Origin of the sequence: Sorangium sp. So ce448 (genome assembly GCF_051520915.1) — a bacterium.
In the GTDB taxonomy this organism is placed as follows: domain Bacteria; phylum Myxococcota_A; class Polyangia; order Polyangiales; family Polyangiaceae; genus Sorangium; species Sorangium cellulosum_B.
In genome coordinates, this window is record NZ_CP150343.1 from 8,711,514 (window position 1) to 8,736,814 (window position 25,301).

Genomic DNA, 25,301 nt, shown 5'->3' on the forward strand with positions numbered 1-25,301 from the left:
GCCCAAGCTCATCGCGCTCGCGTTCACGACGCTCCTCGTGGCCTTCTCGGTCATCTACCTCATCTCTCCCTGAACGGCGCGCGTTCGCCCGTTTCCCGGCGCGCGCCGGCCCCACGAAGGGCGGCGCGCGCTACAGCTTCCTTGCGCAGCGCACGCCGAGCGCGTCCGTCACATCGGTCGGGTCCCAGCCGGTCCGCAAGCGAGCGGAGAGGTCCTGCGGTCTAGGCTGCCACCAGCTGCCGCCGCGGATCACCCGCGCGGCGCCGCGCTCGACGTTCGCGCAATCACGGCACGGCTGGGGGTACGTCCCCTCGAAGTCCAGGGTCCACTCCCACATGTTCCCGGCGAGGTCGGCCTGCCCCCACCGGCCATCACCCCTCGGCGATCTCGATCCGACGACGGCGCTGCCCGTCATGTCGAACACGGCGTAGGTCGAGTTCGGAAGCGCGTTGCCCCACGGATACGCCCGCTGCTCGCTCCCGCCAGCCGACGCGTAGTCCCACTCCGCCTCTGTCGGGAGCCGCCCGCCGTCCCAGGCGCAGAAGGCGAACGCGACGAACCAGCTCACGCAGCTGATCGGCTTGAGCTCGTTCCCGCCCGCCTCGTCGGTCCACGAGTGCAATCCCGGGTTGCACTTCAAGCCCTCCCTGAGCGCCGCCTGGCTCGCGGGCAGACGGGAGTCCCACGCCGCGTCCCAGCCGCTCCGCACGATCGCCGGGTGAGCTCCGGCGCCGGCCGCGGGTCGGCTCGCGGGATACGCCTCGACGAACTTGCGGAACCGTCCGACGGTGACCTCGTAGCGATCCAGGCGCAGATCGCTCACCTCCGCAGGATACGCCTCGTCGTTGCTCCGGTCGTACAGGCCACCCGGAACGCGCGGGCTCGCGCAGCAGGGCTGGTTCCGATCCGGCCCGCAGGTCTCGCCCGCCCCGGTCTCGCCCAGGCGGCAGCTCGGCGGCAGGATGCACCGGCCCGCGCCGCACCACCCAGCGCAACCGGCAAGACCCCACCGCCCGTCGCTGCCGCACACCTCGATGCGATCGCCGGCGCACCGCACCTCGTCGGGAGAGCACTCGACAGGGGTCCCCCCGCCCCCGCCTGCGTCACCGCCCCCGCCGCCGCCAGCCGCTGCGCCGCCGGCCTCGCCGCCGCCCGTCGCCCCACCACCCGCCGCGCCACCGCCGGTCGCTCCGCCACCCGCCGCGCCACCGCCGGTCGCTCCGCCGCCGGTCGCGCTGCTGCCAGCCCCGCCGCCACCGACCGCCGTGCCCGACCCACCACCTGCTCCGCCGCCAGCAGCGCCAGCGCCGCCGTCGCCATCGACGAAGCTCCGCACCCTCTGCTCGCAGCCCGACCCGAGCGCGGCCATCGCGACGGCCATCCAGCCAGCACCGCGCCGGCGATCCCGAGCTTCACCCGAACGAATCCGTAGAGCGCCCACCGTTCACCCTCACAGTCGCCCACCGACGGGCACCTGCCATCGTATCATGTGGGACACCTCCTTCACCCCGCCCGACCGTCGAGCTCACGGCGCCTCCGGGCGCACCACGGACGGCAGGCGCACGCGTCGCGCTCGCCGCGCGGGACGGCGCTCTCGCGCGGATGCGCGCTCAGCTGCCTCGGTACGTGGTGTAGCCGTGAGGGCTGAGCAGCAGCGGGACGTGATGGTGCTGCGCCGGGTCCCGGATCTCGAAGAGGATCGACACCGTGGGATAGAAGCTCTCGCACCCGAGCGCCGCGTAATAGGCGCCAGTGTGGAAGGTGAGGCGGTAGCGGCCCTGGAGGGGCCGTTCGCCGGGCGGCAGCAGCCCCTTCTGCCGGCCGTCGCCGTCGGTCGTGCCCCGTCCGACCTCCCTGTAGCCGCCGTCGTCGCCGACCTCCAGCACCACCAGCACGCCGCTCGCCGGGCAGCCCCGTGACGTGTCCAGCACGTGCGTCGTGATCGCGCTCATCGGTCCTCCTCGCCGCTCGGGCCCTTCGCGAACCGGGCCATTCCAGTGCTCTCCTATCACGCGCTCCGGCGCGCCACGATGGCTTGAAAGGATCGGCCCCTGAGCTCGTCCGGCGTCAGGCCGGTCCTCTCCGCCGCCTCGCCCTCCGTCATCGCCCCCGCGCCGATCGCGCGCAGGAAGAAGCCCAGCAGCCCCTGCCCCGTCGCGGCGTCGTCGAACACCGTCCCGGCGACGGTCGCCTGGGCGGCCCGCTCGACGAAGCTCCGCAGCCGCGCGGCGGCCGCGTCGACGCCCTCCAGGAAGAACGCGTACGTGGCCGCGTAGCGGACCGGCAGCTCCGCGGGGTGGAGGTCCCAGCCCTGGTAGTAGCCGCTCTCGAGCGCGCGGCGAACCTGCCCGTACTTCAGCCGCCACGCGCCCACGACCGCGCGACGGTTCTCCTCGCTCTGCTGCGGCGTGAGCGGCGCGCCGCCGGGGCGCGCGCGGTGCGGGCCGACGGGCAGGAGGTTGCTCGCGCCGTCGGAGAGCCAGAGCCCCGAGCCGGCCAGCGCGACCTGCATCACGTGCCGCGCGAAGTCGCACGCCGGGTGGGCGAGGTGCTGATGGGCGGCCGTGATCTCGCAGCTCGCCGTGTAGTCATAGGCCCCGAAGTGCGCCGCCACGCACCGCCCGCGGGCCGCCTCGACCAGCCCGGGCAGCGCGATCTCCCCGCGCGGGCCGATGATCGACGCCGGCGTCTCGACCATCAGCTCGATCCGGATCGAGCCGGCCGGCAGCCGCAGCGCGCCCTCGAGCGCGTCGAGGGCGTCGGCCAGGGCGGCGACCTGCTCGGGCGCGATCACCTTCGGCAGCGTCACCGCGAAGGCGGGCGGGAGCCCGCCGCCCGACGCGGCGATGAGCGCCGAAAAGAAGACGTCGAGCGTCCTCAGGCTCCGCTCGGCGCACCCGTCGCCGAGCGGCTTGATCCTGATCCCGAGGAACGGAGGCAGGCTGCTCGCCGCCATGCCCAGGGCGACCTCGCGCGCGGCGGCGGCGGCGTGCGCGTCCTCCTCGTTTCCGGGGCGCACGCCGTACCCGTCCTCGAAATCGATGCGCAGGTCCTCCACGGGCTCGCGGCGGAGCTTGTCGAGCACGCGCGCGTGCACCGCGTGCGCGAGCCGCGCAGCCCCGGAGGCGCCCTCGGCCGCGCCTCCGCCCGCCTCGATCGCGGCGGCGAGCGCGAGGGCGTCGGCGCGCCCCTCCGGGAGCCCCTCGGCCCCCGGCAGGCCGATCGCCCGCGCGAAGGAGGCGAAGTCGGGCGCGTGCTCCTCGACGGCGCGGAGGGCCACCGCCCCGAGCTTCCGGGCCGTGTCGGCCTTGAACAGGTGGGCGCCGCCGTAGACGGTGTGGACCGGCTGGCGCGCGCCGGTGTGGTCGAAGACAGAACGCCCGCTGCGGAGGCGCGAGAGCGCGCCGCGCAGCGCTTCGGAGGAGAGGCTCGTCTGGAACATGGTGTGCCTTCAGCGGGTAGGGCGTACACGAGATGCCGCCTGACTCGGCACGTCAAGTGGCGCTCGCGCTCCTCGCGAGGAGGCGCCATGCTGCGACCCGCGCCGCTCGAGCGAGCGCGAGGAGCGCCGCGCGCGGCGGCGGCGCTGCGCGCGCAACGGGGGCACCGGCGCCGCCGTTGCGCGCGCAGCGCTCGGGGTGTATCCGTCGTTGGAGGACTTGAATCGATGATGAGACGCCGAGACTTTCTTCGCGCCACCCTGGTGACCGCTGGTTCGGTGGTCGTGCCGACTGCCTGCTCCGATGATGGGGACGCCATCGGCGCATGCGACGTGCACCAGGATGACGCGTTCTTCCCGCAGTCGGTGGCCTCCGGCGATCCGCGGCACGATAGCGTCGTGCTGTGGACCCGGCTCATCGATAGGAAGCAGCCGCAGTCGGATCTCAACCTGGCGATCGTGATCGCGCTCGACGAGGGGTTCACGCAGCTCGTGGTGCTCACACCGGGCTCCGACAACGTGGCCACGGTGGGGTCGGGCAGTACGCAGCTCCGCGTGACCGCCCGGTCGGAGTTCGATCACTGCGTCAAGGTCAAGGTGAACGGCCTGAGCCCCGGCACCACGTACTATTACCGCTTCTACTACATGACAGGAGAAGGCTGCGTCAGCTCGCGCGTCGGGCGGACGCGGACGGCGCCCGCGCCGGGCGCGGACGTGCCGGTGCGCTTCGCCTTCGTGTCCGGCCAGGACTACATCGGTCGCTACTACAACGCTTATGTGGCCCTGGCGAAAGAGGAGCTCGACTTCGTCGTCCACCTCGGGGGCTACATCCACGAGACGACCGGGAACCCGAGCCTCCAGGCCCCCCCGGGGCAGCGCGGCATCTCCTTCTCCGACGTGGACGGCGCCCTCGCCTTCCAGCCGGCGGAGGGCGCGGCCTACCACGCCGCCAAGTCGCTGAGCAATTACCGGGAGCTCTACAAGACGTACCGGTCCGACCGGGCGCTGCAGCGGGTCCACGAGCTCTTTCCCATGATCGCTGTCTGGGGCGATCACGAGTTCTCCGACGATTGCCACGGCGCGACGGCGGCCTATCTGGACGGCCGAGAGCCGGAGACGGACGAGTACCGGCGCAAGTCGGCGAACCAGGCCTGGTTCGAGTACATGCCGGCCGAATACCCGAATGATCCGAAGGGCGACGAGTTCCGCTACGACAGAGCGGTCGCGTACCCGGACGATATCACCATCTACCGGGACTTCCCGTTCGGGAAGCACGTCCACCTCGTGATGACGGATCTCCGCTCCTACCGCGCGGATCACCTGATCCCGGAGGAGGCCTTCCCGGGGAAGGTCATCGCGCGGAAGGCGGACATCGAGGCCGAGTTCATCGAGGCAGAGGAGCTCGAGGCGTTGGCCCCCTACAGGAGCCACTACATCGAGGACATCGACGCGATGGGTCGATACAAGGATGCGCTGGTGCTCGCCGCTCCCCTGTTCGGCTTCGACCCGCGCCTCGGGTTCGCTCACGACGAGACGCCGCGCCCCGTCAGCGCCAGCGTCGTCAACGAGATCGTCGCGAAGCTGAACGAGCAGAGGCCCGACACCGCCCCGGTGCCCCTCATCAGCGAAAGCGAGATGAGCTTCATGGACGTCGGGTTCGCCTACGCCGATCTCGGAAAGACGGACTATTACAGCGCGTTCGGATCTCGTTACTTCGTCGTGAAAGAATCCTTCGACCCGATCTCGAGGATCGCTCTCAAGGCCGACGAGGCGCGCGGGGTCGTCATGGGAGACGCGCAGAGAGCCTGGTTCCAGAAGACGATGGAGGAGTCCCAGAGCACCTGGAAGGTATGGGGGAACGAATACCGCCTTTCACAGCTCGTCCTCGCCCACACAACGCAACCCGCGGAGCCCGAGCAGGAGCCGCTCACCCGGCACTTCTACCTGAGCTGTGACGGCTGGGACGGCTTCCGCAGGGAACGGGACGAGCTCATCGAGATGCTCGCCACGGTCGAGGGCAACGTGGTGTCGATCACCGGCGATCTCGGCGCCTTCCTCGCAGGGACGGCGGCTGTGGAGGGCGCCACGGCCAAGATCGTGGAGTTCGGCGGCGCCGCGATCTCGTCGGCCACGTACCGCTCGGTGCTGACGAAGCAGCTGGCGAGCCATCCGACGCTGAAAGACGTCCTGCAGGGGGAGGACATCGACGACAGCATGCAGAAGGCCAATCCGTACCTCGCCTTCAGCAACGCCAAGAGCAACGGGTTCTGTGTCGTCGAGGCGAATGCTGACGAGTTCGTCGTGAGCATGCACATGATCCCCGAAGACGCGCTCGCCGCCCCCCTGTACGACGAGACCGGCTCGGCGGCGCTCGACGAGCAGATCACGATCGCGCGGTACAAGACGAAGGCGGCCGAGTCCGAGCTGTACTTGGAGGACCAGGGCACCTGGACGCAGTGGATCCCGCGCACCGCAAGCTAGGACGCAGGATCGATCGACCGAGCTGGGCGGCCAGCGCTGCCGCCTCGCTCTAGCGCGCCAGCATCACCACGGTGCCGTCACGGCAGGCGATCGCCATCCGCTCCTCGCCGGCAGGGATGACGGCGACCGGCGCGGAGCAGACGCGCTCGGCCGCGATGGAGACATTGCCGTCCGCCTCGACGACGCCGGCGCGCCCGCCCGCGCGCACGAAGCCGACGCGGCCGGTGCGATCGATCACCACCGGCGGGCTCGGCTTCGCGTCCACCGGGCCGAAGAAGCCGGAGAGCCCGGCGTCGGCGGGTGGGGACCCCGGAGGCCTGTCGACCGCGACCCGGAACGCCAGGTCGCCCGACGCGTTGACCCCGAGGAGCAGGCCGGTCGTGGAGAGGACCACGGCCAGGCCCCCGGCGCCGATGGCGGGTGGCCCGTCGAGCGCGCTGAAGGCCGCGCCGGCGCGGACCCCGGCGGTCCCTGTCGGCAGATCCAGCGCGACGAGGCGGCGGGCATCGACGACAGCGAGCAGCGTGCGGGCGTCGGCGAGGGCCGCGCCGCGGCGAGGCACGCCTCCGAGAGAGCCGAGCCGCCTCGGCGCGCCGGGCGGACGCCAGGTCAGCACCGCGCCCGACTCGGTGGTCACGAGCGTGCCTTCAGGGCCCGCGAGCAAGGCGCCCGTCGCGCGATCCGCAATGTCGGCGCGGGCGCGCACGGTCCCGTCCGCGGCGAGCTCGACAAGGGAGCGCCCCAGGGCCGCCACGAGCCCGCCGTCGTCGAGCGCAAGGGGCGTCACGTCGGCGTCGCGCCCCCGGAGGCCGAGGGGGACGGCGAAGCGCACGCTCCCCGCAGGCGTGAGCCCGACGGCGACGCCGGACGAGGTGATCAGCGCGAGGGTGCCGTCGCTCGTGAGCACGGCGGGCGCGAGCGGCGCGCTGTCGCCGATGCGCACGCGCCAGCGCTCCCGGCCGTCCGCGCCGAGCTTGACGACCTCGGGGACCGTCAGCGTGAGGAGGAGATCGCCCGCGGCGTCCACGAGCGGCGCAGCGTCGATCCCGCCGCGGAGCTGCTTTCGCCACGCCTCGCGCGCCGGGAAGGGCAGCCGCGCGGCGGAGCGGCCCGTGCGGCGCGCGTCGAGCCGCTCGCTCGGGGCGAAGCCGCGGGGCGCGCCGACCACGATCGTGTGCGGCCGGCTCGTGTCGACGGCGTCGGCGAGGGCGAGCGGCGCCGCGGCGGAGAGCAGGAGCGCGGCCGCGGCGAGGCCCGCCGTCCGGGCGCGACGCGGCCTTCGCGGGCCGGGCGGCGAGGTGCGCGCGGCGCTCATCGGCCGCCCTTCACGGTGAACTCGACCTGCACCTCGGGGATCTCGGCGCCGCCCGGCGCGACGAACGGCGGCGCGACGCTGCCGTAGGCGGTGAGCATGTCCCCGCGCTGGGCGGGGTTGTCGGCGCCATGGACGAGGCGGACCTTGCACGCCTCCGGAGAGCGCGGCGCGGCGCCCGCGCTCGCGGCGGCCGCGCCGCTCTCCTTCCCGCCCGCGCAGCCGGACGCGGGCGGGATCGAGAGCAGGATCAGCGTCGCGTATCCCTGCCGGCGCACCTCGAGGACCTCGCCGGTCAGCGCGATCGGCTTGCCGATGGCGTCCTTCCCGCCGGCGGCGAGCTCGGCGTACCCGATCGGGCCGCGGCCGGCGAACTCCTTCGCGGCGGTGTCGAGCCGGTCGACGCGGCGCACCGCGAGCTTCGCGATGCGCGGCGCCATCCCCTGCATCTTCGCGCGCACCTCGAACTGGGTCGCGCCCACGGACGAGACGTTCATCACGTGCGCGAAGGTGCCGTCGGGGCGGACCGCGATCGGGTGCGCGCCGGCGAAGATCTGCGCGCCGCGGGCCGTGCGCCCGGCGAGCACGAAGCTCTCCTTGTCGATGACCACGCTCGGGCCGGGCGACTCGATGGTGAGCGGGACGATGCCGACCGCGACGCTCACCATGCCCTGCTCGCGCGGGCCGTCGGGCGGATCGACGGTGTACGGCACCTGCCGGCTCAGCGTCTTCGTCTCGTCCGAGGGCCCCGCGACGGCGTCGGTGACGTCGATCGACTCGATGGCCCGGCCGCTCGTGAGCGCGACCTCCTTGCCGTCGAGGATCACCTGCGTGCCCTTGCTCGCCTCGACGACGACCTGGATCGAGGGCCGCTCCCCTTGCAGCGTGCCGAGGTCGGGCCGGATCCGGTAGGCGACGTGGATGGAGACGCCGACCGTCTCGTCGCGCCCGCTGCCGGGGCGGTCGATGGCGACCTTCATCCGGTTTTCGCCGACGGAGAGCGGGCTCGCGAGCGGGATCTGCGCGACGCGGCCGGCGGTCGTCGCGCGCCCATCGCCGATGGAGACCGCGGTGCCGTCGGGACAGCTGTCGCACCGGAGCTCGATGACCTCGCGGCCCCCGGCGTCGGCGCGGGCGCGCGCGGTCACCGGGGGCGCGCTCGGCCAGAGGAGCGCGAACAGGACCGCGCCGAGCGCGAGCACGCCGCCCGCGACGACGACGGCGACGGCCCGGCGCGACGTGCGCGGGCGCCTCTCGCCCTTCGGCGCCGGGAGCCGCTGCTTCATGCGGTGGGGGCGCATGAGCGCCGGGTTCTGCAGCGGAGGGGCGCGGAAGCGCGCCGGCGCGATCGTGGCGCCGAGCTCGCCGGCCGGCTGGTAGCGCGCGTCGAGCTCGGGATCGGGCTCGGGGTCGGGCGGGGCGCCGGGCGCGAGCGGCGCGATGCCCGGCCGGGCGACGCCGACCAGCGTCCGCGATACGGCGGGCATCGGCGCCGGAGCGCGCGGCGCCGCGAGGCCCGGGCCGATCGGCACGGTGTGGTCGAGGCGCAGCTCGCCCGGCGCCGCGTGGAGCGGTGAGGCCGGCGCCGCGTGGAGCGGTGAGGCCGGCGCCGCGGGCGCGTCGAGGCGCGCTCCCGGGGCCACTGCAGCCGGGGTCCCGACGACGAGCGTGCCCCCGGCCAGGCGCGGATCGGCCTGCGCTTGCGGTGGCGCCGCCCCGAAGATCGCGGCGGGCATGCCGACGATCGTGCGCGAGGCGGCGGCCGGCCCGCCGGCCATGGGCGGCGGCGCGGCCTGGGCGGGGCCCGCGCCGGCCGGCGCGGCGGGGGCGGACGGCGTCTGTCGGAGCAGGTCGGGGAGCGTGACGCCGACCATGGTGCGGGCCGCGGGCTTCATGCCGTAGTAGCCGGCCGCTCCGCCCGGCGGCGCGAGCGCGGCGCCGCAGTGCGGGCACGCGATCGAGCCCTCGGGTACGGGTCTCCCGCAGTGCGGGCAGTGCATGGCGCCATGGTAGCGAGGAACCGCGGCGCGGTCAGGCTCCGGGCGCTGCGGCCGGCGCGCGGCGCCTCCCCGGCGGCCGGAAATCGCGGCAAAACGTGCGAGAGGCGCGCGAGGACGCCCCCCGCGGCGCCGGAGCGGGCGCACAGCGCAACAGTTGGCCCTGGCGTGGCAGGTGGGCTAACGCGGGACGTATGCTCGCGAAGCGCATCATCCCGTGCCTCGACGTCAAGGACGGCCGCGTCGTGAAGGGCGTCCGCTTTGTGGGGCTGCGGGACGCCGGCGATCCCGTCGAGGCCGCCCGCCGTTACGACGCCGAGGGCGCGGACGAGATCACGTTCCTCGACATCACCGCGTCGCACGAGAAGCGCGGCATCATCCTCGACGTCGTGGCGCGCACGGCGGAGGTGCTGTTCACGCCGCTGACGGTCGGAGGCGGCGTCAAGTCCGAGCAGGACATCAAGGCGCTCCTCGACGCGGGTGCGGACAAGGTCGCGATCAACACGGCCGCCGTCAACGATCCCGACCTCGTGCGGCGCGCCGCGGACCGCTGGGGTGCGCAGGCGATCGTCGTGGCCATCGACGCGCGCCGGATCGCGGATCCCTCGCGCGTGGCCTGGACGGTGGTGACCCACGGCGGCCGTCGGGACACGGGGCGCGACGCGGTCGCGTGGGCCGAGGAGATCGCGCGGGCGGGCGCGGGCGAGCTGCTCGTCACGAGCATGGACCGCGACGGCACGCGGGACGGCTACGACCTCCTGCTGACCGCCGCCATCGCGCGGGCCGTGCCGGTCCCGGTGATCGCCTCGGGCGGCGTCGGGACGCTGGATCACCTGCGCGCCGGCCTCGTCGAGGGCGGCGCCGACGCCGCGCTCGCCGCGTCGATCTTCCACGACGCCGAGTACACGATCGGCGAAGCGAAGGCGTACCTCGAGGCGGCGGGGGTGCCGGTCAGGCCGGCGCGCGCGGGCGGGCCGGGCGACGCGGCGGACCGGGGGCGCTCGTGAGCGCTTGCGTCACCCTGGAGGAGGTCGTCGCGGCGGCGCACGCGCGGAGCGCCTCGCTGGTGCCGGAGACCTCGGGTTACCTCGCGCTCGCCGTCAGCGACGCGACGTCGCGCCTCCCCCTCAGGCTCGACGATCGCGCGGTGTTGCTCACGACCGAGGGCACCGTCACGGTGCGCACGCGCGGCGACGCGGTGGCGCCGGCCGAGGCGGCGCGGCTGCTGCGCGACCTGCTCGCCCGGCTCCTCGCCGCGTCCGCCGGCAGCATGCCCAACCTCACGGCGACGGCGCGCCCGCGCCCCGCGCACGAGCAGGACCCGGAAGCCGTCGCGCGGGAGCTCGAGGCCGCGCTGATCCCGGTGAACCGCAACGCCGCCCGGCGAGCGCTGGCGCGGCTCGCCCGTGAGACGCTGCGCGCCAAGGAGGCCGGCCGGCTGAGGCGCCCGCGCCCGGAGGTCCAGGCGAAGGCTGCGGCGCCGGAAGCGGACGAGGTGCGGCCGCCGCCGCCAGCGGAGCACGCGCGGCGCGATGCGACCGCCGCTCCCCCGCGCAGCGACGCCCCGGCTGCCGCGCGCAGCGACGCCCCGGCTGCTCCGCGCAGCGACGCCCCCGCGGCCGCGCGCAGCGAAGCCCCTGCTGCCCCGCTGCCGAATCCCATCGTGGAGCTCACGCTCAGCCCCGGCCCGGTCGCACCTGCGGTCGTGGAGCTCACGCTCAGCCCCGGGCTCGTCGCGTGTGCAATCGCCGGGGTGGCGCACCCGGCGCCCGCGAGCGCAGGCGATGCTGCCGGGGCGGTAGCTGTCGAGCCGTGTCCCGAGAACCCATCGGCGCCTGCGCACACCGGCGAGCAGGTCGAGGCGCTGCCGGAGCCCACCCCGACCGTCGTGCAGGCGGTCGTTGAGCTCCATGAGGCCGCAGCGCCGGCCGAGATCCCGGCCATCCCGGAGCTCATCGAGCCTGCTCGGACGATCGCGCCGGTGGCGCCGCTCGCGCGCACGGCGGCGGGGATCGCTCCTGAAGAAGCGCGGCCCGTGCCCGCGCCATCGCTCGTCGTCTGCGGCCCCTCTGCCTGCAGCGAAGCGCTCACGAGCCCCGAGGGGATCGAGGTGTTCCTCGTCGACTTTTCCCCGGCTCCTCCCGGCGTCGCGCTGTCTTCCCGGGAGCCGACGCCGACCCAGTCGATCCTCGTCGAGTTCTCCCCGGAGCCCGCCGACGTCGCGCCGCTCTCGCAGGAGCCGACGCCGACCGTGGCCACGGCCGTCTGGGAGGAGAGAGAGGCGGCCGACGGGGCCGCGCTCTCCCCCGTGGCAGACGCGCCTGCCAGCGCGACCGAGGTCCAGGAGTCCATCGAGACGTCGCGCGCGCCCGCCATCCAGTTCATGGCGGCGGACGCGGCGCTCCAGGTCACACCGGCCTATGGCACCTGGCCGCTCGTTCGTCGGGCGGACCTCGCCGTGCCCGCGGTTCCTCGAGCGGCCGTCGCGCCGTTCGACGAGACGCCAGCAGCGCGTCACACGCTGCCCTGGCCCCTTCCGGCGCAGCGCGACGACGCTCCGGCTGCGCCGCACCCGACGGCTCCGGCCGCGCCGATCGAGGCGTTGCTGGCTGCGGAGGCCGACGGTCCGGAAACCGCGCACGCCGGCACGCCGCCCGCGGACGCAGCACCCCAGGAACTGTCCGCGGACGCAGCAGCTCCCGAGGAACCGCGCGCCGATCTGGCTCCCGAGCTGCCATCCGCGAACGCAGCTCCCGAGCTGCCGCCTGCTGTTCTGGCTCCGGAGGAACCGCCCGCAGACGCAGCTCCCGAGCTGCCGCCCGCTGATCTGGCTCCGGAGGAGCCGCCCGCGGACGCAGCTCCCGAGTTGCCGCCAGCTGTTCTCGCTCCCGAGGAACTGCCCACGGACGCAGCAGCTCCCGAGCTGCCGCCCGCCGATCTCGCTCCCGAGGAACTGCCCGCGGACGCAGCTCCCGAGCTGCCGCCCGCCGATCTCGCTCCCGAGGAACTGCCCGCGAACGCAGCTCCCGAGCTGCCGCCTGCTGATCTCGCTCCCGAGGAACCGCCCGCCGACGCAGCAGCTCCCGAGCTGCCGCCCGCCGACCTCGCGCCCCCGGATGCAGCATCGGCGCAGCCTCCCGCCGACGCAGAGCCGGAAGAGACGCCGTGCCCGGCGGAGCTCGGCCCCATCGACGCGATCGTGTGGAACGCCTCGCGGCGATCGCGGAGCGCGCGCCCGCCCGCGGATGGCGTCGGTGCAGGCGCTTCCCGGGTCGACGAGCTCGTCGCGCGCTTCGTCGCGCAGTCCGAGCACAGCGCGCAGCGCCGCGCGGCGCGCAGCATGAAGGCGCTCGCTGGCCTCGACCTCACCCTCACGCCGCCGCCGGTCGCTGCGGTCTCCGGCGGCACCTCCGCGCGCGCCATCCCCGGCGCGCGCCCGCCGCTCGCCGGGGCGCTGAGCCCCGCTGCATCCGGGCGCGCGACGCCCGGATCCGCTCCGGTCGCCCCGACGGACGACGGCAGCAGGCCCCCTGTGCCGCTGGTGGCCCCGCGCCGGCGAGGTCTGTCCTTGTGGCTTGCGCTCCTCGCGCTCGCCCTGCTCTGCGCCGGGCTCGCTGGAACGCTGCGGCCGGAGGTCTTCGCCTCGCTGGCGGAGCCGCTCGCAGGGGGAGCGCTCCAGATCGTCCCGCGCGCCGAGGCGAGGACGCCCTCCCCTCACGATTGACGTTGCCCCGGGGGAGCGACGACACTCGTCGCCATGCAAGAGCAGAGCATGGCGATCGTGAAGTCGCTCGTGAGCGTGGCGTGGGCGGACGGCGAGTTCCACGAGGCCGAGCGCGAGATGGTGGAGGGGCTGATCGCGGCGTTCGAGGCGAACGAGGACCAGGCGAAGGAGATCCGCGCCTACGCCTCCCAGCGAAGGACCCTGGACGACGTGCCGCTCGGTGAGCTCGGCGGCGACGACCGCCGCGCGCTGCTGCAGCACGCCGTGCTGCTCACGTTCGTCGACGGCGAGCAGCATGACGCGGAGAAGCAGTACATCGCCGCGCTGACAAGGAAGCTCGAGCTCTCCGAGCCGGAGTCCGCGGAGATCATCCAGGCGGCCGAGGCCCGCGCCCGACGCCTCCTGACCTTGCTCTGACGCAGCCTGCGCGGCGCCCGAACGCCGCTCGCCCGGCCGCCGCCGGGACTCCCGCTGCGACCGCGGCCGGCCGCCCTCTCCGGCCGACCGCGATCCGCCGTGCTCCGCAAGGAAACCGACCCCCCAGGCCGAGTCGCTTCGCCGCTACGCGCCGCGCGGTCATGGATCGCCGAGCAGGCTGCCCGCGCGCGAGGCGCCCCAGACAGCGTCGCGCAGCGCAAGGCGGGCATCGTCAAAGGCGCTCCACACGCCGCGCTCCCCCACCCCAAGCGCCATCCCCACACCTTCAGCTCCAGGCGGCATTTCCAGCAAGGAAAGGCCTTGGCCGGATAGCGACAGCAGAATCTCTTGACAGCGTGGACGGCATGCAAGACTATATCCAACAAAGATAACGACTTTCATTTTCATATTCATGAAGGGATCGCCGACCATGCCTGTGAAGAGAACCTGGTTGTCCGCGCAGCGGACCGTGCTCGCGACGTTCGGACTTTCCTGGTGCGTGCTGCTCGGCGGAGTGGCTGCGTGCGGAGACGACTCCGGCGACGCAGCGAACTCCGGGGGCGGCGGCGCTGGCGGCGCTCCCTCGACGACCAGCAGCGGCGGCGGCGGAGCAGGCGAAGGCGGCGGCAACGACACCGGCGGCGGCGGCGCCGGCGAGGGCGGCGGCACCGGCGGCGCTGGCGGCACCGGCGGTGCTGGCGGTAGCGACACCGGCGGCGGCGGCGCTGGCGAGGGCGGCGGCACCGGCGGCGCTGGCGGCACCGGCGGCGCTGGCGAGGGCGGCGGCGCTGGCGGCACCGGCGGCGCTGGCGAGGGCGGCGGCGCTGGCGGCACCGGCGGCGCTGGCGAGGGCGGCGGTACCGGCGGCGGCGACACCGGCGAGGAGCCCTGGTCGACCGGATTCGCGGGGGTCGTGGCGCTCGACGAAGCCACGGACGACCGCTTCTGGGCCGTCGCGTTCGACGCCGAGTCCAGAGCTTACGCTGCCGGGCACGTGGCCGTGGCGGGCGACACGTACATGGCGGTGGCGCGCTTCAAGACCGATGGCTCGTTCGACACGACCTTCGGCACGAACGGGGTCGCGAGGGTCAACGTGGTCGCAGGCAAGACCACGGAGACAGCGCGCGGCATCGTCCTGCAGTCCGACGGGAAGGTCGTGCTCGCCGGCCAGGTCGAGCACGACCCGAGCGCCACGCCGTCGGACGCGGATCTCGCGGTCGTGCGGTTCAACACCGACGGCACGCTCGATACGACCTTCGGCACGGAGGGCATCGCCATCCACGATCTCGGCGCCGGCGAGGGCAACACGGGCGATCTGCTCTGGGGCGCCGACCGCGACGCGAGCGATCGGCTGGTGCTCTTCGCCAGCAGGAAGCCGGCGGCTCGCGCCGATCGGGATCGCGCGATCGTGCGGCTCACCGCGAACGGCGCCCTGGACACCACGTTCGCGACGGAGGGCGTCCACACGCTCGACGTCGACGGGCTGAACCTCGGCGACAACCCGCGCAACGGGTTCGTGCAGGCCGACGGCAAGATCTTCTCTTCCGGCTACACGAGCGTGGGCGGGAGGAACCAGATCGTGCTGCTGCGGCTGAACCAGGACGGCACCCCGGATACGACCTTCTCGTCGGACGGCGTCGTGAGGCTCGCGCCGTTCCCGCTCGGCATGGCCGAGGCCTACGGCGCGGCTCGCCAGTCGGACGGCAAGTACGTGACCACCGGATACGGGCGCTCCGAGGAGAGCGGCGCCGTGGATCTCGTGTCCTTCCGCGTCACGGCCACGGGCGGATTCGACCCCTCGTGGGGCGTGGGCGGCGGCGTCCTCCTCGACGTGGCCGGCGACAACGACCGCGGGCGCAACCTCCTCGCCCTGCCCGGCGATCGCGTCGTGATGGTCGGGAGCGCCACCCCCGCGACGGGCAACGTCGACGGGATGATCGCCCTGTTCGACAAGAACGGCGCCCTGGACACGCGCTTCGATCCCAGCGGATACCGGCGCTACAGCTTCGATCGCCCCGATGACTCGCTCTACGGCGTCGCGCTGTCGCCGAACGGCGCATGGCTCGCGGCCGCCGGGTACCGGTCCGACGGCGACGGGCCCGAGGACGACGACGCGACGCTCGTCCTGCTGCCGGTCCCGGCGCAGAGGGACTGACGCTCACACGACCGACGCGCGCCGGGAGGCGCCCCCCGCCGCGTCGTGCTGACAGGCGGGGGAGCGCTCCCTCCGTGTTGACGGGCAGGGTACGACGGACGATTCTCGCGCGAAACGAGCTCGGGGCCGCCGCGACGCCGGCGGGCCCCGGGCGCGCGCCCGTATCTCGGAGAGGCTGCATGAACAGCGTGAGGCCGACAATGAACCGCGCCCGGAGCGAGAGGGCGGGCCACCGCCTCTCGACAGCGCTCCTGCTGTCGCTCGTCGGCGTCGCCGCGGCCGCCGGGTGCCGCAAGCCGCCCCCGGACGAGGTGGTCTATACGGGCCAGGGCGCGGGGCCCGGCGCCGCGCAGCCGTCAGGCAGCGGCGGGTCTGCGCCCGTGCCTTCGACCGGGAGCGGCGCCACGAGCACCTCGGCGGCCTCCTCCGCGATCACCACGACCGCTGGCGCGGGGGGCGCCGCGAGCGCCGGCGGCGCAGGGGGCGCCGGCGGCGGCGAGCCGGCCCCCGGCGACGTGTGCCCCCCGGTCCCCGTCGCCGAAGGCCCCTTCAGCAAGGCCAAGCTGATCACCGCAGCGGCGGACTGCGCGCTGAACCGCGCCTGCGAGTTCGAGGCGCAGGCGCGCGCGCTGCACGAGAGCGCCGCGGCCCTCGCCCGCGGCCCGGGCGAGCCGAGCGCCGCCGCCGCGCGCGGCGCCTGGCTCGCCGCCATGGCGGTCTGGCAGGAGGTGGAGCTCTTCCGCTTCGGCCCCGCGGCGAGTTCCACGCAGCCCGGAGGACTGGACCTCCGGGATCAGATCTACTCCTGGCCCCTCGTGAGCCGGTGCAAGGTCGAGGAGCAGATCGTGAGCCGCGCCTATGCGCAGCCGAGCTTCTCCTCGTCGCTCATCAACGGGCGCGGCCTCGCGGCGCTCGAGTACCTCGTCTTCTACGGCGGCGGCGACAACGCCTGCTCGCAGTACTCGCCCATCAACGCGAACCGCACCTGGGCGGCGCTCGCCGCGGGAGAGCTCGCGCAGCGCAAGGCCGATTACGCCGCCGCAGCGGCCGCGGACGTGCTCGCCCAGGCGGGCGCGCTCGCGCGCGCATGGGCGCCCGAGGCGGGGAGCTTCCGGGAGAAGCTCACCCAGGCCGGCCAGGGGAGCCCCGTCTTCGCGACCGAGCAGGACGCGCTCAACGCGGTGAGCGACGCGATGTTCTATGTCGAGCGAGAGCTGAAGGACTGGAAGCTCGGGCGCCCGCTCGGCTTCACCGAGGACTGCGTCACGCCCACCTGCCCGGAGGCGCTGGAGTCCCGCTTCGCCCTGGCCTCGGCGGCGCACATCCGGGCCAACCTGCGCGGCTTCCGGCGCCTGTTCCAGGGCTGCGGCGAGGGCGGCGAGGGCGTCGGGTTCGACGACTGGCTGCGCGCGGTCGACTCCGCCGATCTCGCCGATCGCATGCTGGCGGCGCTCTCGGGAGCCCAGTCGGCCGTGGACGCGCTCGACCTGCCGCTGGAGCAGGCGCTCTCGACCGACCGGGCGAAGGTCGAGTCGGTCTACACCGCCGTGAAGGCCCTGACTGACTTGCTCAAGACGGAGTTCGTCAGCGCGCTGAACCTCGAGCTGCCCCAGTCGTCGGAAGGTGACAACGACTGAGCCCCCTGGCCGCGCGGGCCCCCTTGGGCTCGCGGCGGCGTGGTCGCGCGCGTCCGCGGCGCTGCATCGAGCGCTGTTTCGCCCGATCGACATCGCCTGGCTCGCGGCGTTCCGCGCCCTGTTCGGGCTCACGATGTGCGTGAGCATGGCGCGCTTCATCGCGTATGGTTGGATCGACGAGTTCTTCGTCAAGCCGGGCTTTCACTTCAAGTACTGGGGCCTCGCCTGGGTCGAGCCGCTCCCGCTGGCCGGGATGCACGCCCTGTTCTGGGCGCTCGCGGCGCTCGCCCTGGCGCTCGCCCTCGGCTTCATGTTCCGCGTCGCGGCGCCCCTGTTCGTCGTCGGCTTCACCTACCTGCAGGTCATCGACGTCACGACGTACCTCAACCACTACTACCTGGCGAGCCTGCTGGGCCTCTTGCTCGCGGCGTCGCCCGCGCACCGCGCCTGGTCCATCGACGCGCTGCTCTCGCGGCGCAGCGAGCGCTCCGTCTCCGCTGCGTGGCTCTACCTGCTGCGCTTCCAGGTCGGCGTCGTGTACACGTTCGCGGGGCTCGCCAAGGCCCACGCCGACTGGCTCCTGCACGCGCAGCCGCTCCGCATCTGGCTCGGCTCGCGCACGGACATGCCGGTCATCGGCCCGCTCTTCACGCACCCGTGGGCCGCGCCGCTCATGAGCTGGGCGGGCTTCCTGTTCGACACCAGCATCGTCTGGCTCCTCCTCTGCCGGAGGCTCCGCCCCTTCGCGTACGCCGCGGTGATCCTGTTCCACGTCGTCACGCGCGCGCTGTTTCCGATCGGGATGTTCCCGGTGATCATGGTCCTCTCCGCGCTCGTGTTCTTCCCCCCGGAGTGGCCCCGGCGGTTCCTCTCCCGGCTCCGAGCGCGCGCGCTCCCCGCCCGCGGCGGCGCCGGCGCGCCGCACGCCCCGCTAGCGCCTACAGACGAACCTGCCCTCCTCCCGGCGGCGCCGCCCTCGCGATCGCTGCGCGCCCTCGGGCTCGCGCTGGGCGCCGCGTACTGCGCGGTTCAGCTCGCGATGCCGCTCCGTTTCCTGGCGTATGGCGGCAACGTGCGCTGGCACGAGCAGGGGATGCGCTTCTCCTGGCGCGTGATGGTGCGCGAGAAGAACGGGAGCGTCACCTTCATCGTCCGCAGCAGGCAGACCGGCCGGACATGGCATGTGAGCCCGCGGGAGTACCTCACGCGCCTGCAGGAGCGCGAGATGGCGGGCCAGCCCGATCTCATCCTGCAGCTCTCCCATCACATCCGCGAGGACTTCGAGCGCCGCGGCCGAGGGCCGGTGGAGGTGCGCGTCGACGCCCTCGTCTCGCTCAACGGCCGCCGCATCGCGCGGCTCATCGATCCCGGCGTCGATCTCGCCGCGGTCCGCGACGGCCTCGGCCCGGCGCCCTACATCCTTCCAGGTCCAGACGGGCCTCCTCCCCACATCCGGCCCCTCTGATCGAAGCGGGTGACCGCGGCTCTAGAACGACGCCTTGGCCCCGATCTGGATCCAGCGCGGCGCGTTCGGCCGGGCGCCGAAGGGCCGGCGCGACACGATGTACTGGGAGCCGAGGATGTTCCGCGCGTTCGCGTAGAGCACGAGCGGCCCGACGACACGCACCCTGGCGCTCGCGTCGAAGAGGAGCTGCTCGTCGGTGGCGAGCGCTCGAGACATGGGCTCGCTGCCGGCCTTCTCCCGCATGGCGGACATGTAGGTGGCGCCCACGGCGACGCCGGCGCGCTCGTGCTCGACCCCGACCGAGAGGCTCGCCTGGTGCCGCGGGACATAGGGCATCTCGTCCCCCTTCACGACGCGGCCGAAGATGGGGTCGTCCGAGGCGAAGCTCGAGAGGAACTCGGTCCGGGTGAGCGTGTAGGCCGCGGTGATCGGCAGCTTGAGCTGGCCGAGCGCGACCTCGTGCTCCGCATACGCCTCGACTCCGTAGATCCGGGCCTCGCCCGCGTCGTACTGGCGATCGAGATCCGCGTCGAGACAGCCGCTGGAGAGCGTGCAGACATCCGTGATGTTCGAGTAATCGTTGAAGTAGCCGATGATCTCCGCGCGCAGCGGCCCGTCGGCGAAGCGAGCGCCGCCCTCGTAGTTCACGCTGAGCTCCGGCTCGACGTGCTCGTCGCTCCCCGGGGCCGGGGGGCTGAACCCTCGGTAAGCGCCGGTCAGGAGGCCGAGGGCATCGGTGATCGCAAGGTAGGCGCCGGCGCCGGGCAGGAGCGCCTGCGCGAGCCGCGTTTGCTCGCGCCCGGCCGCGCGATCCACGAGGGCAGAGCGCATGAGCTCGACCCGGACGCCGGGCGTCACCGTGAGCGCTCTCCACGTGATCGCGTCGCTCGCGTGGAGCGCGACCGCCTCGGTCCACGCCTCGTTGAACTGGGTCACGACGGTCGGTCCGCCGTCCGGCACGAGCGCGCCGCCGAGCACGAGAAACCCGTTCTCGCTGTGGCGGCGCTCGACCCGATCGTGGTGCAGGCGCAGGCCGTACTCGACGCGGTGCGAGACGGGCCCCGTGGTGACGTTCCAGCGGACGCGGGTCTCGACGCCTTGCGAGACGAAGTCGCGCTCGTTGGGGCCGATGAGCAGCGCCTCGCCCGGCGTCGAGCTGTCGAGCTGCCCGGTCAGCACGGCGTAATACACCGCGTTCTGCGGCGTCTCCGGGGCGGCGAGCACGTCGAAGAGGTTGGCCCCGCGGAAGCCGTTCACCTTGCGCCACACGCGCGAGAAGTCGTTCCGGTACACGGTCGTCGTCACCGAAAGGTCGCGCGACGGCTCGAGCACGTGGGTCACGGCGACCGCGGTGCGGTGGTTGCGCATGCGGTCGAGCGCGGTCACCCCGTAACGGCGGAGCGGGTTCTCCTTGAAGTCCCCGTCCGTGATGCCGAGGTACGTCTCGTTGGAGAGCTCTTCCGAGTAGGTGAGCTTGAGGCGGAGCTCGTTCTTGATGCGGGCGGCCGGGTCGACGAGGTAACTGCCCTTGACCATCACCTCGTTGCGGTAAAACCCTGTGTCCGCGCCGCTCGGGAGCTCCTTGAAGCCGTCGCTCCGCAGGTGCACGCCCTCGACGAGGAAGTCCATCTGCCCGTCGCTCGTCCCGAGATAGGCGTGCGCCTTGCCATAGCCGTACTGGCCCAGCGCGAGATCGAGCGCGCCCGACGCGAGCGACGGGGCGGAGCGGGTGACGAGATCCACGGTGCCACCCACGGTCTGCGGGCCATAGGCGATGGCCCCTGGCCCCTTGATCACGCGCACGTTCGACATGCGGGTGATGAGCGGGAAGTAATAAGCGGCCGGCGCGGAGTACGGCGCAGGAGAGATGGGGACGCCATCCTCCATGAGCGTCACCTTCTTGCTGCGATCGGGGTTGACGCCGCGAACACCGATGTTCGGCCGCAGGCCCAGCCCGTCTTCGCCCCTCACGTACACGCCGGGAACGCTGACCAGCACGGCGTGGGGATCGTCGTACTCGAAGCGCTCGAGCTGGCGGCTCTTGATCACATGAGCCGAGCCCGCGGTCCGCGTCACGCGCGTGCCCGCGACCGTCACCTCCACCGGCGCATCGCCTGCAGGCGCCGCCGGCGCCGGTGCAGCGCCTTCCTGGCTCGCCGCCGGCGCTCCCGTGCCCGGAGGCGCTGCCGGCATCGCTGGATCCCCCGGGGCCTCCGCGCTCGGTTCAGGAGACTGCGCATGAGCGACCCCGGCCACGGTGATCAGAAGCACGGGAACAGCGAGCCCAAGACGGGCCCGTAAGGGACGGGTCTGCGTTGACATGTAATATATATTACTAATCTACCGAATCCCACAGCATCGCGAGCTCGGTGGGCTCGCGGCGTGTCGAACTCGCGGTCATCAGGGGCCTACTACAAATGAAAGTCAACATCGAGTAGCCCTTGAACAGCGCAGGCCGACGTGCGCTCACGCGAGACGGCAGCGCAGACGACAAGGAGCGTGCACCGCCGCCCGCGCAGCCACAGAAGGTCTCCGCCGGTCCGGGGGAGGCCGCCTCGTTCTCAGGCGCAGGAGCGCGTTCGGAATGGGAATGGAAGAGGACGGGCGTCTCGACGACGCGCCTCCGATGGGCTGCCCCGCAGGGCCGAAGCTTCCACGCGATGTTGCCGCGCCGTCGCAACCACGTCGCCCCTTCAGCGCATCTTCCCGCCGCTCGGACCGCCCCGGAGCGTTCGTCGTCGAGGAGTGCTCATGAATTACGACATCGGCATGATCTGCCCAGCCTGCGGCTGCGTCACCATCTTCCAGGCCGGCACCACCACCCCGCGGCGATGCGCGCGCTGCCACGACATGGACGCGGATACGCCGCTCCCGCCGCCAGCGTACGAGCGGCCGACATTCGCCGGCGGGCGCAGCCGAAGGCCCGATGCCGCTCAGCGCGACTGGATGGAATGATCAGACCGGCGCGCCGAGCTGCCGAAGGAGCTCCCGCACCACCCCGCAAGCGCAGTGCTCCCGGTAGGCGCGCGTCGAGCGCACGTCGTCGATGGGCGAGATGTCCTGCGCGACCGCCGCGTCGATCTCCGCCGCGGTGAGCTCGGCGAGCGGACGGGACATGCAGAGCGCGCGCACGCTCGGCAGGAGCGCCGTCGTCGGCGCGACCGACGCCATCCCCAGCCCGAGCCGCGCGGCGCGCCCGGATCGCACCTCGGCCACGCCCGCGAGCGCGACCTTCGAGATCGCCTGCGCCCGTCGCGCGCCGATCTTCCGCCAGTACCAGGGCGACCCGGGCGCCGGCAGCGCGATCTCCACGGCGACGATCACCTCGTCCGGCGCGCGCGACGTGCGCTTGTAGCCCGTCTGCAGGGCGCCCATCGGGATGCGCCGCTCCCCGCGGACGCTCTGCACCACGACGGTCGCGTCGTAGGCGGCGAGCGCGGCCACGCCGTCGGCGGCCGGCGACGCCGTGGCCAGGTTGCCGCCGAGCGTGCCGCGCGCCTGGATCTGCACCGCGCCCACGTCGCGGCTCATCCGCGCGAGGAGCGGCGCACGCGCGGCGATGGCGTCGCTCCGGAGCATCTCCAGGTACGTCGTCGCGGCGCCGACCCGGAGCGTGTCGCCGGAGAGCGAGATGCCTCGCAGCTCCGAGAGCCGGGACACGTCGACGACGAGCGGCGCCGCCGGGCTCCCTGCCGCGACCTCGAGCGGAGGCCTGAGCTCCTGCTCGACGACCCAGTCGGTGCCGCCGGCCAGGAGCGTGACCGGCGCGCCGAGCGCGGCCCGCTCCGCCACGATCTCGCAGAGCGGACCGAGCCCGGCCACGCGCCGCATCTCGAACAGGCGCAGATCCGCGAGGCTCACTGCGCCGCCCCTCCCCCGCCGCGGCGCAGCGCGGCGGCGGCGCGGACGCTCTCGACGATCCGCTGGTACCCGGTGCAGCGGCACAGGTTGCCAGCGAGCGCCTCGCGCACCTCGAGCTCCGAAGGATCCGGGCTCCGCGCGAGCAGCGCCTCCGCCGAGAGCAGCATGCCCGGCGTGCAGATCCCGCACTGCGCGCCCCCCTCCTCGACGAAGCAGCGCTGCAGCGGCGACAGGTGTCCGGCGCAGGCGAGGCCCTCGACGGTCGTCACGTGCCGCCCCTCGCACTGCCCGATCGCGACGAGGCAAGCGTTCACGGGGTCGCCGTCGAGCAGCACCGTGCACGCGCCGCACTCGCCCTCCGCGCACCCCTCCTTCGTGCCCGTGAGCCCGAGCGGCCCCCGGAGCGCGTCGAGCAGCCGCGAGAGCGGCGGCAGATCGACCTCGCGCGGCGAGCCGTTGACGACGAGCGATACCTTCATAGACGCTCTCCTCTCCCCGCCAAAGGGCGTGACGCCGCGGCGCCCCGAGCCGCCTCGAGCAGGCGCTCCGGCGTGAGCGGCAGCGCGCCAACGGCGATCCCCGTCGCGTGCTCGATCGCCGCGGCCACCGCAGGCGCGCCGCCATCCATCGGCATCTCGCCGATGCCCTTGGCCCCGCCGCCCGGGCCGAACGGGAACGGCTCCTCGACGAGCACGACATGGAACGGCGGCGCGTCGAGCGACGTCGGGATGATGTAGTTGGTCATCCGCGGGTTCTTGATCTTGCCGCCCTGCCAGACGATCTCCTCGGAGAGCGCCCAGCCGATCGCCTGGAGGCTGCCGCCCTCGATCTGCCCCTTGCACATCACCGGGTGGATCGCCTTGCCCACGTCGGTGGCCGACCAGAAGTCGACGACCGTCACCTCGAAGGTGTCGAGGTCCACCTCGACCTCGGCCACGTCGCACGCCCAGCCGAAGCACGGGTACGCGTCTCCCTTGTACGCCTCGTCGTCCCAGCGCACGTAGCCCGGCGGCTCGTACTGCTTGAGCGACGTCACCTGGCCCTCGCGCGCGAGCAGCCGGTCGGCCGCCTCCTCGAAGCTCAGCGCCGCCGGCGCCGACGCCTGCTCCGCGCGCACGCGGCTCGCCAGCTCCCGCGCTGCGGCCTCGACGATCGAGCCGACCACCATCACCGTACGCGACGCCACCGTGGGGCCCGAGTCGGGCACCGTCGTCGTGGACGGCACCGCGAACTCGACCCGATCGAGCGGCAGCCCCGCCGCGTCCGCGGCGATCTGCCGGAACACCGTCTCCGTGCCCTGGCCGATGTCCGTCGACGCCGTGCGGATGCGGAGCCGCCCGCCGGGCGCGAGATCCAGCGCGACCTTTCCCTTGTAGTAGCGCTCCCCCGACCCGGTGAAGCCCGCGCCGTGCATGAACACAGAGAGCCCGATCCCGCGCGCCACGCGCCCGCGGACGACCGGCCCGGCCGCGCGCTTCTGCCGGTAACCGCTCGCCGCGATCGCCCGCGTGATGCACTCCTCGCCCGCGACGCTCACGCGGAGCACCTGCCCCGTCGCTGTCGAGTCGCCGGGGCGAAGCACGTTCTTCGCCTTCAGATCGAGCGGATCGCAGCCGAGCTCCCGCGCGACGCGGTCGAGGTGCCGCTCGATCGCCCAGATCGTCTGCGGCGCGCCGAAGCCGCGGAAGGCGCCGTTCGGCGGCGTGTTCGTGGCCACGGCGGTCGCCTCGATCCACACGTCGTCCCAGCGGTAGGCGCCCGCGGCGTGGAGGGCGCCGCGCGACAGGACCACCTGCGTCAGCGTCGCGTACGCGCCGCCGTCCATGAGGATCCGGATCTTCAGCGCGCGCAGCGCGCCGTCGCGATCGCAGCCGCTCGTGATCTCGCAGGACGCCGGGTGGCGCTTCGTCGTCGCCTCGATGTCCTCCGTCCGGTCGTAGATCATGCGCACCGGGCGGCCGCTCTTCCTCGCGAGCAGCGCCGCGTGGAGCGCGATGATCGACGGGTACTCCTCCTTGCCCCCGAAGCCGCCCCCCGTCACCGACTGGGTGATGTGGATCCGATCGGGAGGGAGCCCGAACGCCTTCAGGAACGCCTTGTGGACGTAGAACGGGCACTGGATCGAGCCCGTCGCGTGCGCGCCGGCCTCGTCCCACCAGGCGATGACCCCCTGCGGCTCGATGTAGAGCTGCTCCTGGTGGTGCGAGGCGTACGTCCCGGTGACGACCACCTCGCAGCGCGCGAGCGCCGCGTCGATCGCGGCCTCGCTCGCCTCGCCCCGCTCCCGCGCGGCGTCGGCGCGCCCATGCGTGATGAGGTACCGCTTGATGACGTTGTCGGCGCCCCAGAGGATCTCCCCGCCATCGAGCGCGGCGCGCGCGTCGAGCACCGGCGGCAGCGGGTCGATGTCGAGCGCGACGGCCTGGACCGCCCGCGCGAGCTTCAGCCGGTCCGCGCAGCCGAGCAGGACGATCGGCTCGTAGGCGTGGTTCACCTTTCCGGTCGCGAGGATCGGCTGATCGTCCAGGATCAGCGCGACCACGTTGACCGGGACATCCTCGGCGAGCACGACGGTGACGTCGCTCCAGTCGAACGCGGGGTCGAGCCGCACTCCCCGCAAAATCCCGCGGGGCACGGGGCTCCGCACGGTGCGCCCGAAGATCTCCCCCGGCATCGCCGGGATGTCGTCGACGTAGCGCGACGCCCCCGTGACCTTGTGAGGGCCGTCGGTACGGGGCACGCTGCTCCCCACGGTGCTCGCTGACGCTGGAGGGCTCGTCGCCATTCGTATGCTCCTCCTCACCGACGATAGC

18 protein-coding genes are annotated in these 25,301 nt (G+C 73.4%); 8 read left to right on the plus strand and 10 right to left on the minus strand.

Going from position 1 to position 25,301, the window contains the following annotated elements; genetic code table 11:
* Positions 1-130: 130 nt before the first annotated feature.
* The 3 genes from WMF45_RS32860 to WMF45_RS32870 form a co-directional block, all read right to left on the minus strand.
* Positions 131-1,381, minus strand: a complete 1,251-nt coding sequence (locus tag WMF45_RS32860; RefSeq protein ID WP_437709039.1) for a formylglycine-generating enzyme family protein — start codon at positions 1,379-1,381, stop codon at positions 131-133.
* 229 nt (positions 1,382-1,610) lie between these two features.
* Entirely contained in the window at positions 1,611-1,952 is a 342-nt protein-coding gene (gene uraH, locus WMF45_RS32865; protein ID WP_012238509.1) for a hydroxyisourate hydrolase, read from the minus strand.
* A 56-nt stretch (positions 1,953-2,008) separates the two neighbouring features.
* Positions 2,009-3,442: a DUF6986 family protein gene (locus WMF45_RS32870; protein ID WP_437709041.1), complete on the minus strand. Its 1,434-nt coding sequence runs from the start codon at positions 3,440-3,442 to the stop codon at positions 2,009-2,011.
* Positions 3,443-3,667: 225 nt separating this feature from the next.
* Between WMF45_RS32870 and WMF45_RS32875 the strand changes: the two genes are divergently transcribed.
* Entirely contained in the window at positions 3,668-5,920 is a 2,253-nt protein-coding gene (locus tag WMF45_RS32875; RefSeq protein WP_437709043.1) for an alkaline phosphatase D family protein, read from the plus strand.
* A 49-nt stretch (positions 5,921-5,969) separates the two neighbouring features.
* Here the strand turns inward: WMF45_RS32875 and WMF45_RS32880 are convergent, their stop codons facing one another.
* Positions 5,970-7,235: a hypothetical protein gene (locus WMF45_RS32880; protein ID WP_437709045.1), complete on the minus strand. Its 1,266-nt coding sequence runs from the start codon at positions 7,233-7,235 to the stop codon at positions 5,970-5,972.
* A complete protein-coding gene (locus WMF45_RS32885; protein WP_437709047.1) occupies positions 7,232-9,232 on the minus strand; it encodes a zinc-ribbon domain-containing protein in 2,001 nt (666 codons plus the stop codon). Before WMF45_RS32885 ends, WMF45_RS32880 begins: the two co-directional genes overlap by 4 nt.
* 191 nt (positions 9,233-9,423) lie before the next feature.
* Here WMF45_RS32885 and hisF point away from each other — a divergent pair, with 191 nt between their 5' ends.
* The 3 genes from hisF to WMF45_RS32900 are packed head-to-tail and all read left to right on the plus strand — an operon-like array spanning position 9,424 to position 13,370.
* Positions 9,424-10,236, plus strand: a complete 813-nt coding sequence (gene hisF / locus WMF45_RS32890; RefSeq protein WP_437709048.1) for an imidazole glycerol phosphate synthase subunit HisF — start codon at positions 9,424-9,426, stop codon at positions 10,234-10,236.
* Positions 10,233-12,953: a hypothetical protein gene (locus WMF45_RS32895; RefSeq protein WP_437709050.1), complete on the plus strand. Its 2,721-nt coding sequence runs from the start codon at positions 10,233-10,235 to the stop codon at positions 12,951-12,953. Before hisF ends, WMF45_RS32895 begins: the two co-directional genes overlap by 4 nt.
* Before the next feature lie 33 nt (positions 12,954-12,986).
* Positions 12,987-13,370 carry a TerB family tellurite resistance protein gene (locus WMF45_RS32900; RefSeq protein ID WP_437709052.1) on the plus strand — a complete coding sequence of 128 codons (384 nt, stop codon included), beginning with the start codon at positions 12,987-12,989 and terminating at the stop codon, positions 13,368-13,370.
* A gap of 159 nt (positions 13,371-13,529) precedes the next feature.
* On the opposite strand, the gene WMF45_RS32905 is transcribed toward WMF45_RS32900, so the two are convergent.
* Positions 13,530-13,802 (minus strand): hypothetical protein, encoded by a 273-nt coding sequence (locus WMF45_RS32905; RefSeq protein WP_437709054.1) that lies wholly within the window; start codon positions 13,800-13,802, stop codon positions 13,530-13,532.
* Here WMF45_RS32905 and WMF45_RS32910 point away from each other — a divergent pair.
* From WMF45_RS32910 to WMF45_RS32920, 3 genes are all read left to right on the plus strand, one after another.
* A complete protein-coding gene (locus WMF45_RS32910; RefSeq protein WP_437709056.1) occupies positions 13,801-15,525 on the plus strand; it encodes a hypothetical protein in 1,725 nt (574 codons plus the stop codon). The genes WMF45_RS32905 and WMF45_RS32910 overlap by 2 nt on opposite strands.
* Positions 15,526-15,704: 179 nt before the next feature.
* On the plus strand, positions 15,705-17,162 hold the full coding sequence (locus tag WMF45_RS32915; RefSeq protein ID WP_437709058.1) for an imelysin family protein: 1,458 nt from the start codon (positions 15,705-15,707) through the stop codon (positions 17,160-17,162).
* The gene (locus tag WMF45_RS32920) at positions 17,149-18,627 is read left to right on the plus strand and encodes an HTTM domain-containing protein (protein ID WP_437709060.1); all 1,479 of its coding nucleotides are present in this window, start codon (positions 17,149-17,151) and stop codon (positions 18,625-18,627) included. Before WMF45_RS32915 ends, WMF45_RS32920 begins: the two co-directional genes overlap by 14 nt.
* Positions 18,628-18,648: 21 nt before the next feature.
* On the opposite strand, the gene WMF45_RS32925 is transcribed toward WMF45_RS32920, so the two are convergent.
* Positions 18,649-20,820 (minus strand): TonB-dependent receptor family protein, encoded by a 2,172-nt coding sequence (locus WMF45_RS32925; RefSeq protein WP_437709062.1) that lies wholly within the window; start codon positions 20,818-20,820, stop codon positions 18,649-18,651.
* Positions 20,821-21,378: 558 nt separating this feature from the next.
* On the opposite strand from WMF45_RS32925, the gene WMF45_RS32930 reads away from it, so the two are divergent.
* Entirely contained in the window at positions 21,379-21,582 is a 204-nt protein-coding gene (locus WMF45_RS32930; RefSeq protein ID WP_437709064.1) for a hypothetical protein, read from the plus strand.
* Here the strand turns inward: WMF45_RS32930 and WMF45_RS32935 are convergent, their stop codons facing one another.
* Genes WMF45_RS32935 through WMF45_RS32945 form a run of 3 tightly spaced genes read right to left on the minus strand, consistent with a single transcriptional unit; the run spans position 21,583 to position 25,273 of the window.
* Positions 21,583-22,488: an FAD binding domain-containing protein gene (locus WMF45_RS32935; protein WP_437709065.1), complete on the minus strand. Its 906-nt coding sequence runs from the start codon at positions 22,486-22,488 to the stop codon at positions 21,583-21,585.
* Positions 22,485-22,967 carry a (2Fe-2S)-binding protein gene (locus WMF45_RS32940; RefSeq protein WP_437709066.1) on the minus strand — a complete coding sequence of 161 codons (483 nt, stop codon included), beginning with the start codon at positions 22,965-22,967 and terminating at the stop codon, positions 22,485-22,487. Before WMF45_RS32940 ends, WMF45_RS32935 begins: the two co-directional genes overlap by 4 nt.
* On the minus strand, positions 22,964-25,273 hold the full coding sequence (locus WMF45_RS32945) for a xanthine dehydrogenase family protein molybdopterin-binding subunit (protein ID WP_437709068.1): 2,310 nt from the start codon (positions 25,271-25,273) through the stop codon (positions 22,964-22,966). Before WMF45_RS32945 ends, WMF45_RS32940 begins: the two co-directional genes overlap by 4 nt.
* Between the last annotated feature and the right edge of the window lie 28 nt (positions 25,274-25,301).

What these genes read in the sequence shown, in the direction of transcription:
- WMF45_RS32860 (WP_437709039.1), bottom strand. Translation starts at nt 1,381, where the DNA reads ATGGCCGTCGCGATGGCCGCGCTCGGGTCGGGCTGCGAGCAGAGGGTG.
- WMF45_RS32930 (WP_437709064.1), top strand. Translation starts at nt 21,379, where the DNA reads ATGAATTACGACATCGGCATGATCTGCCCAGCCTGCGGCTGCGTCACC.
- WMF45_RS32910 (WP_437709056.1), top strand. Translation starts at nt 13,801, where the DNA reads ATGCCTGTGAAGAGAACCTGGTTGTCCGCGCAGCGGACCGTGCTCGCG.
- WMF45_RS32915 (WP_437709058.1), top strand. Translation starts at nt 15,705, where the DNA reads ATGAACAGCGTGAGGCCGACAATGAACCGCGCCCGGAGCGAGAGGGCG.
- WMF45_RS32925 (WP_437709062.1), bottom strand. Translation starts at nt 20,820, where the DNA reads ATGCCGGCAGCGCCTCCGGGCACGGGAGCGCCGGCGGCGAGCCAGGAA.
- WMF45_RS32885 (WP_437709047.1), bottom strand. Translation starts at nt 9,232, where the DNA reads ATGCACTGCCCGCACTGCGGGAGACCCGTACCCGAGGGCTCGATCGCG.
- WMF45_RS32940 (WP_437709066.1), bottom strand. Translation starts at nt 22,967, where the DNA reads ATGAAGGTATCGCTCGTCGTCAACGGCTCGCCGCGCGAGGTCGATCTG.
- WMF45_RS32875 (WP_437709043.1), top strand. Translation starts at nt 3,668, where the DNA reads ATGATGAGACGCCGAGACTTTCTTCGCGCCACCCTGGTGACCGCTGGT.
- WMF45_RS32945 (WP_437709068.1), bottom strand. Translation starts at nt 25,273, where the DNA reads ATGGCGACGAGCCCTCCAGCGTCAGCGAGCACCGTGGGGAGCAGCGTG.
- WMF45_RS32900 (WP_437709052.1), top strand. Translation starts at nt 12,987, where the DNA reads ATGCAAGAGCAGAGCATGGCGATCGTGAAGTCGCTCGTGAGCGTGGCG.
- WMF45_RS32880 (WP_437709045.1), bottom strand. Translation starts at nt 7,235, where the DNA reads ATGAGCGCCGCGCGCACCTCGCCGCCCGGCCCGCGAAGGCCGCGTCGC.
- WMF45_RS32870 (WP_437709041.1), bottom strand. Translation starts at nt 3,442, where the DNA reads ATGTTCCAGACGAGCCTCTCCTCCGAAGCGCTGCGCGGCGCGCTCTCG.
- uraH (WP_012238509.1), bottom strand. Translation starts at nt 1,952, where the DNA reads ATGAGCGCGATCACGACGCACGTGCTGGACACGTCACGGGGCTGCCCG.
- WMF45_RS32905 (WP_437709054.1), bottom strand. Translation starts at nt 13,802, where the DNA reads ATGGTCGGCGATCCCTTCATGAATATGAAAATGAAAGTCGTTATCTTT.
- hisF (WP_437709048.1), top strand. Translation starts at nt 9,424, where the DNA reads ATGCTCGCGAAGCGCATCATCCCGTGCCTCGACGTCAAGGACGGCCGC.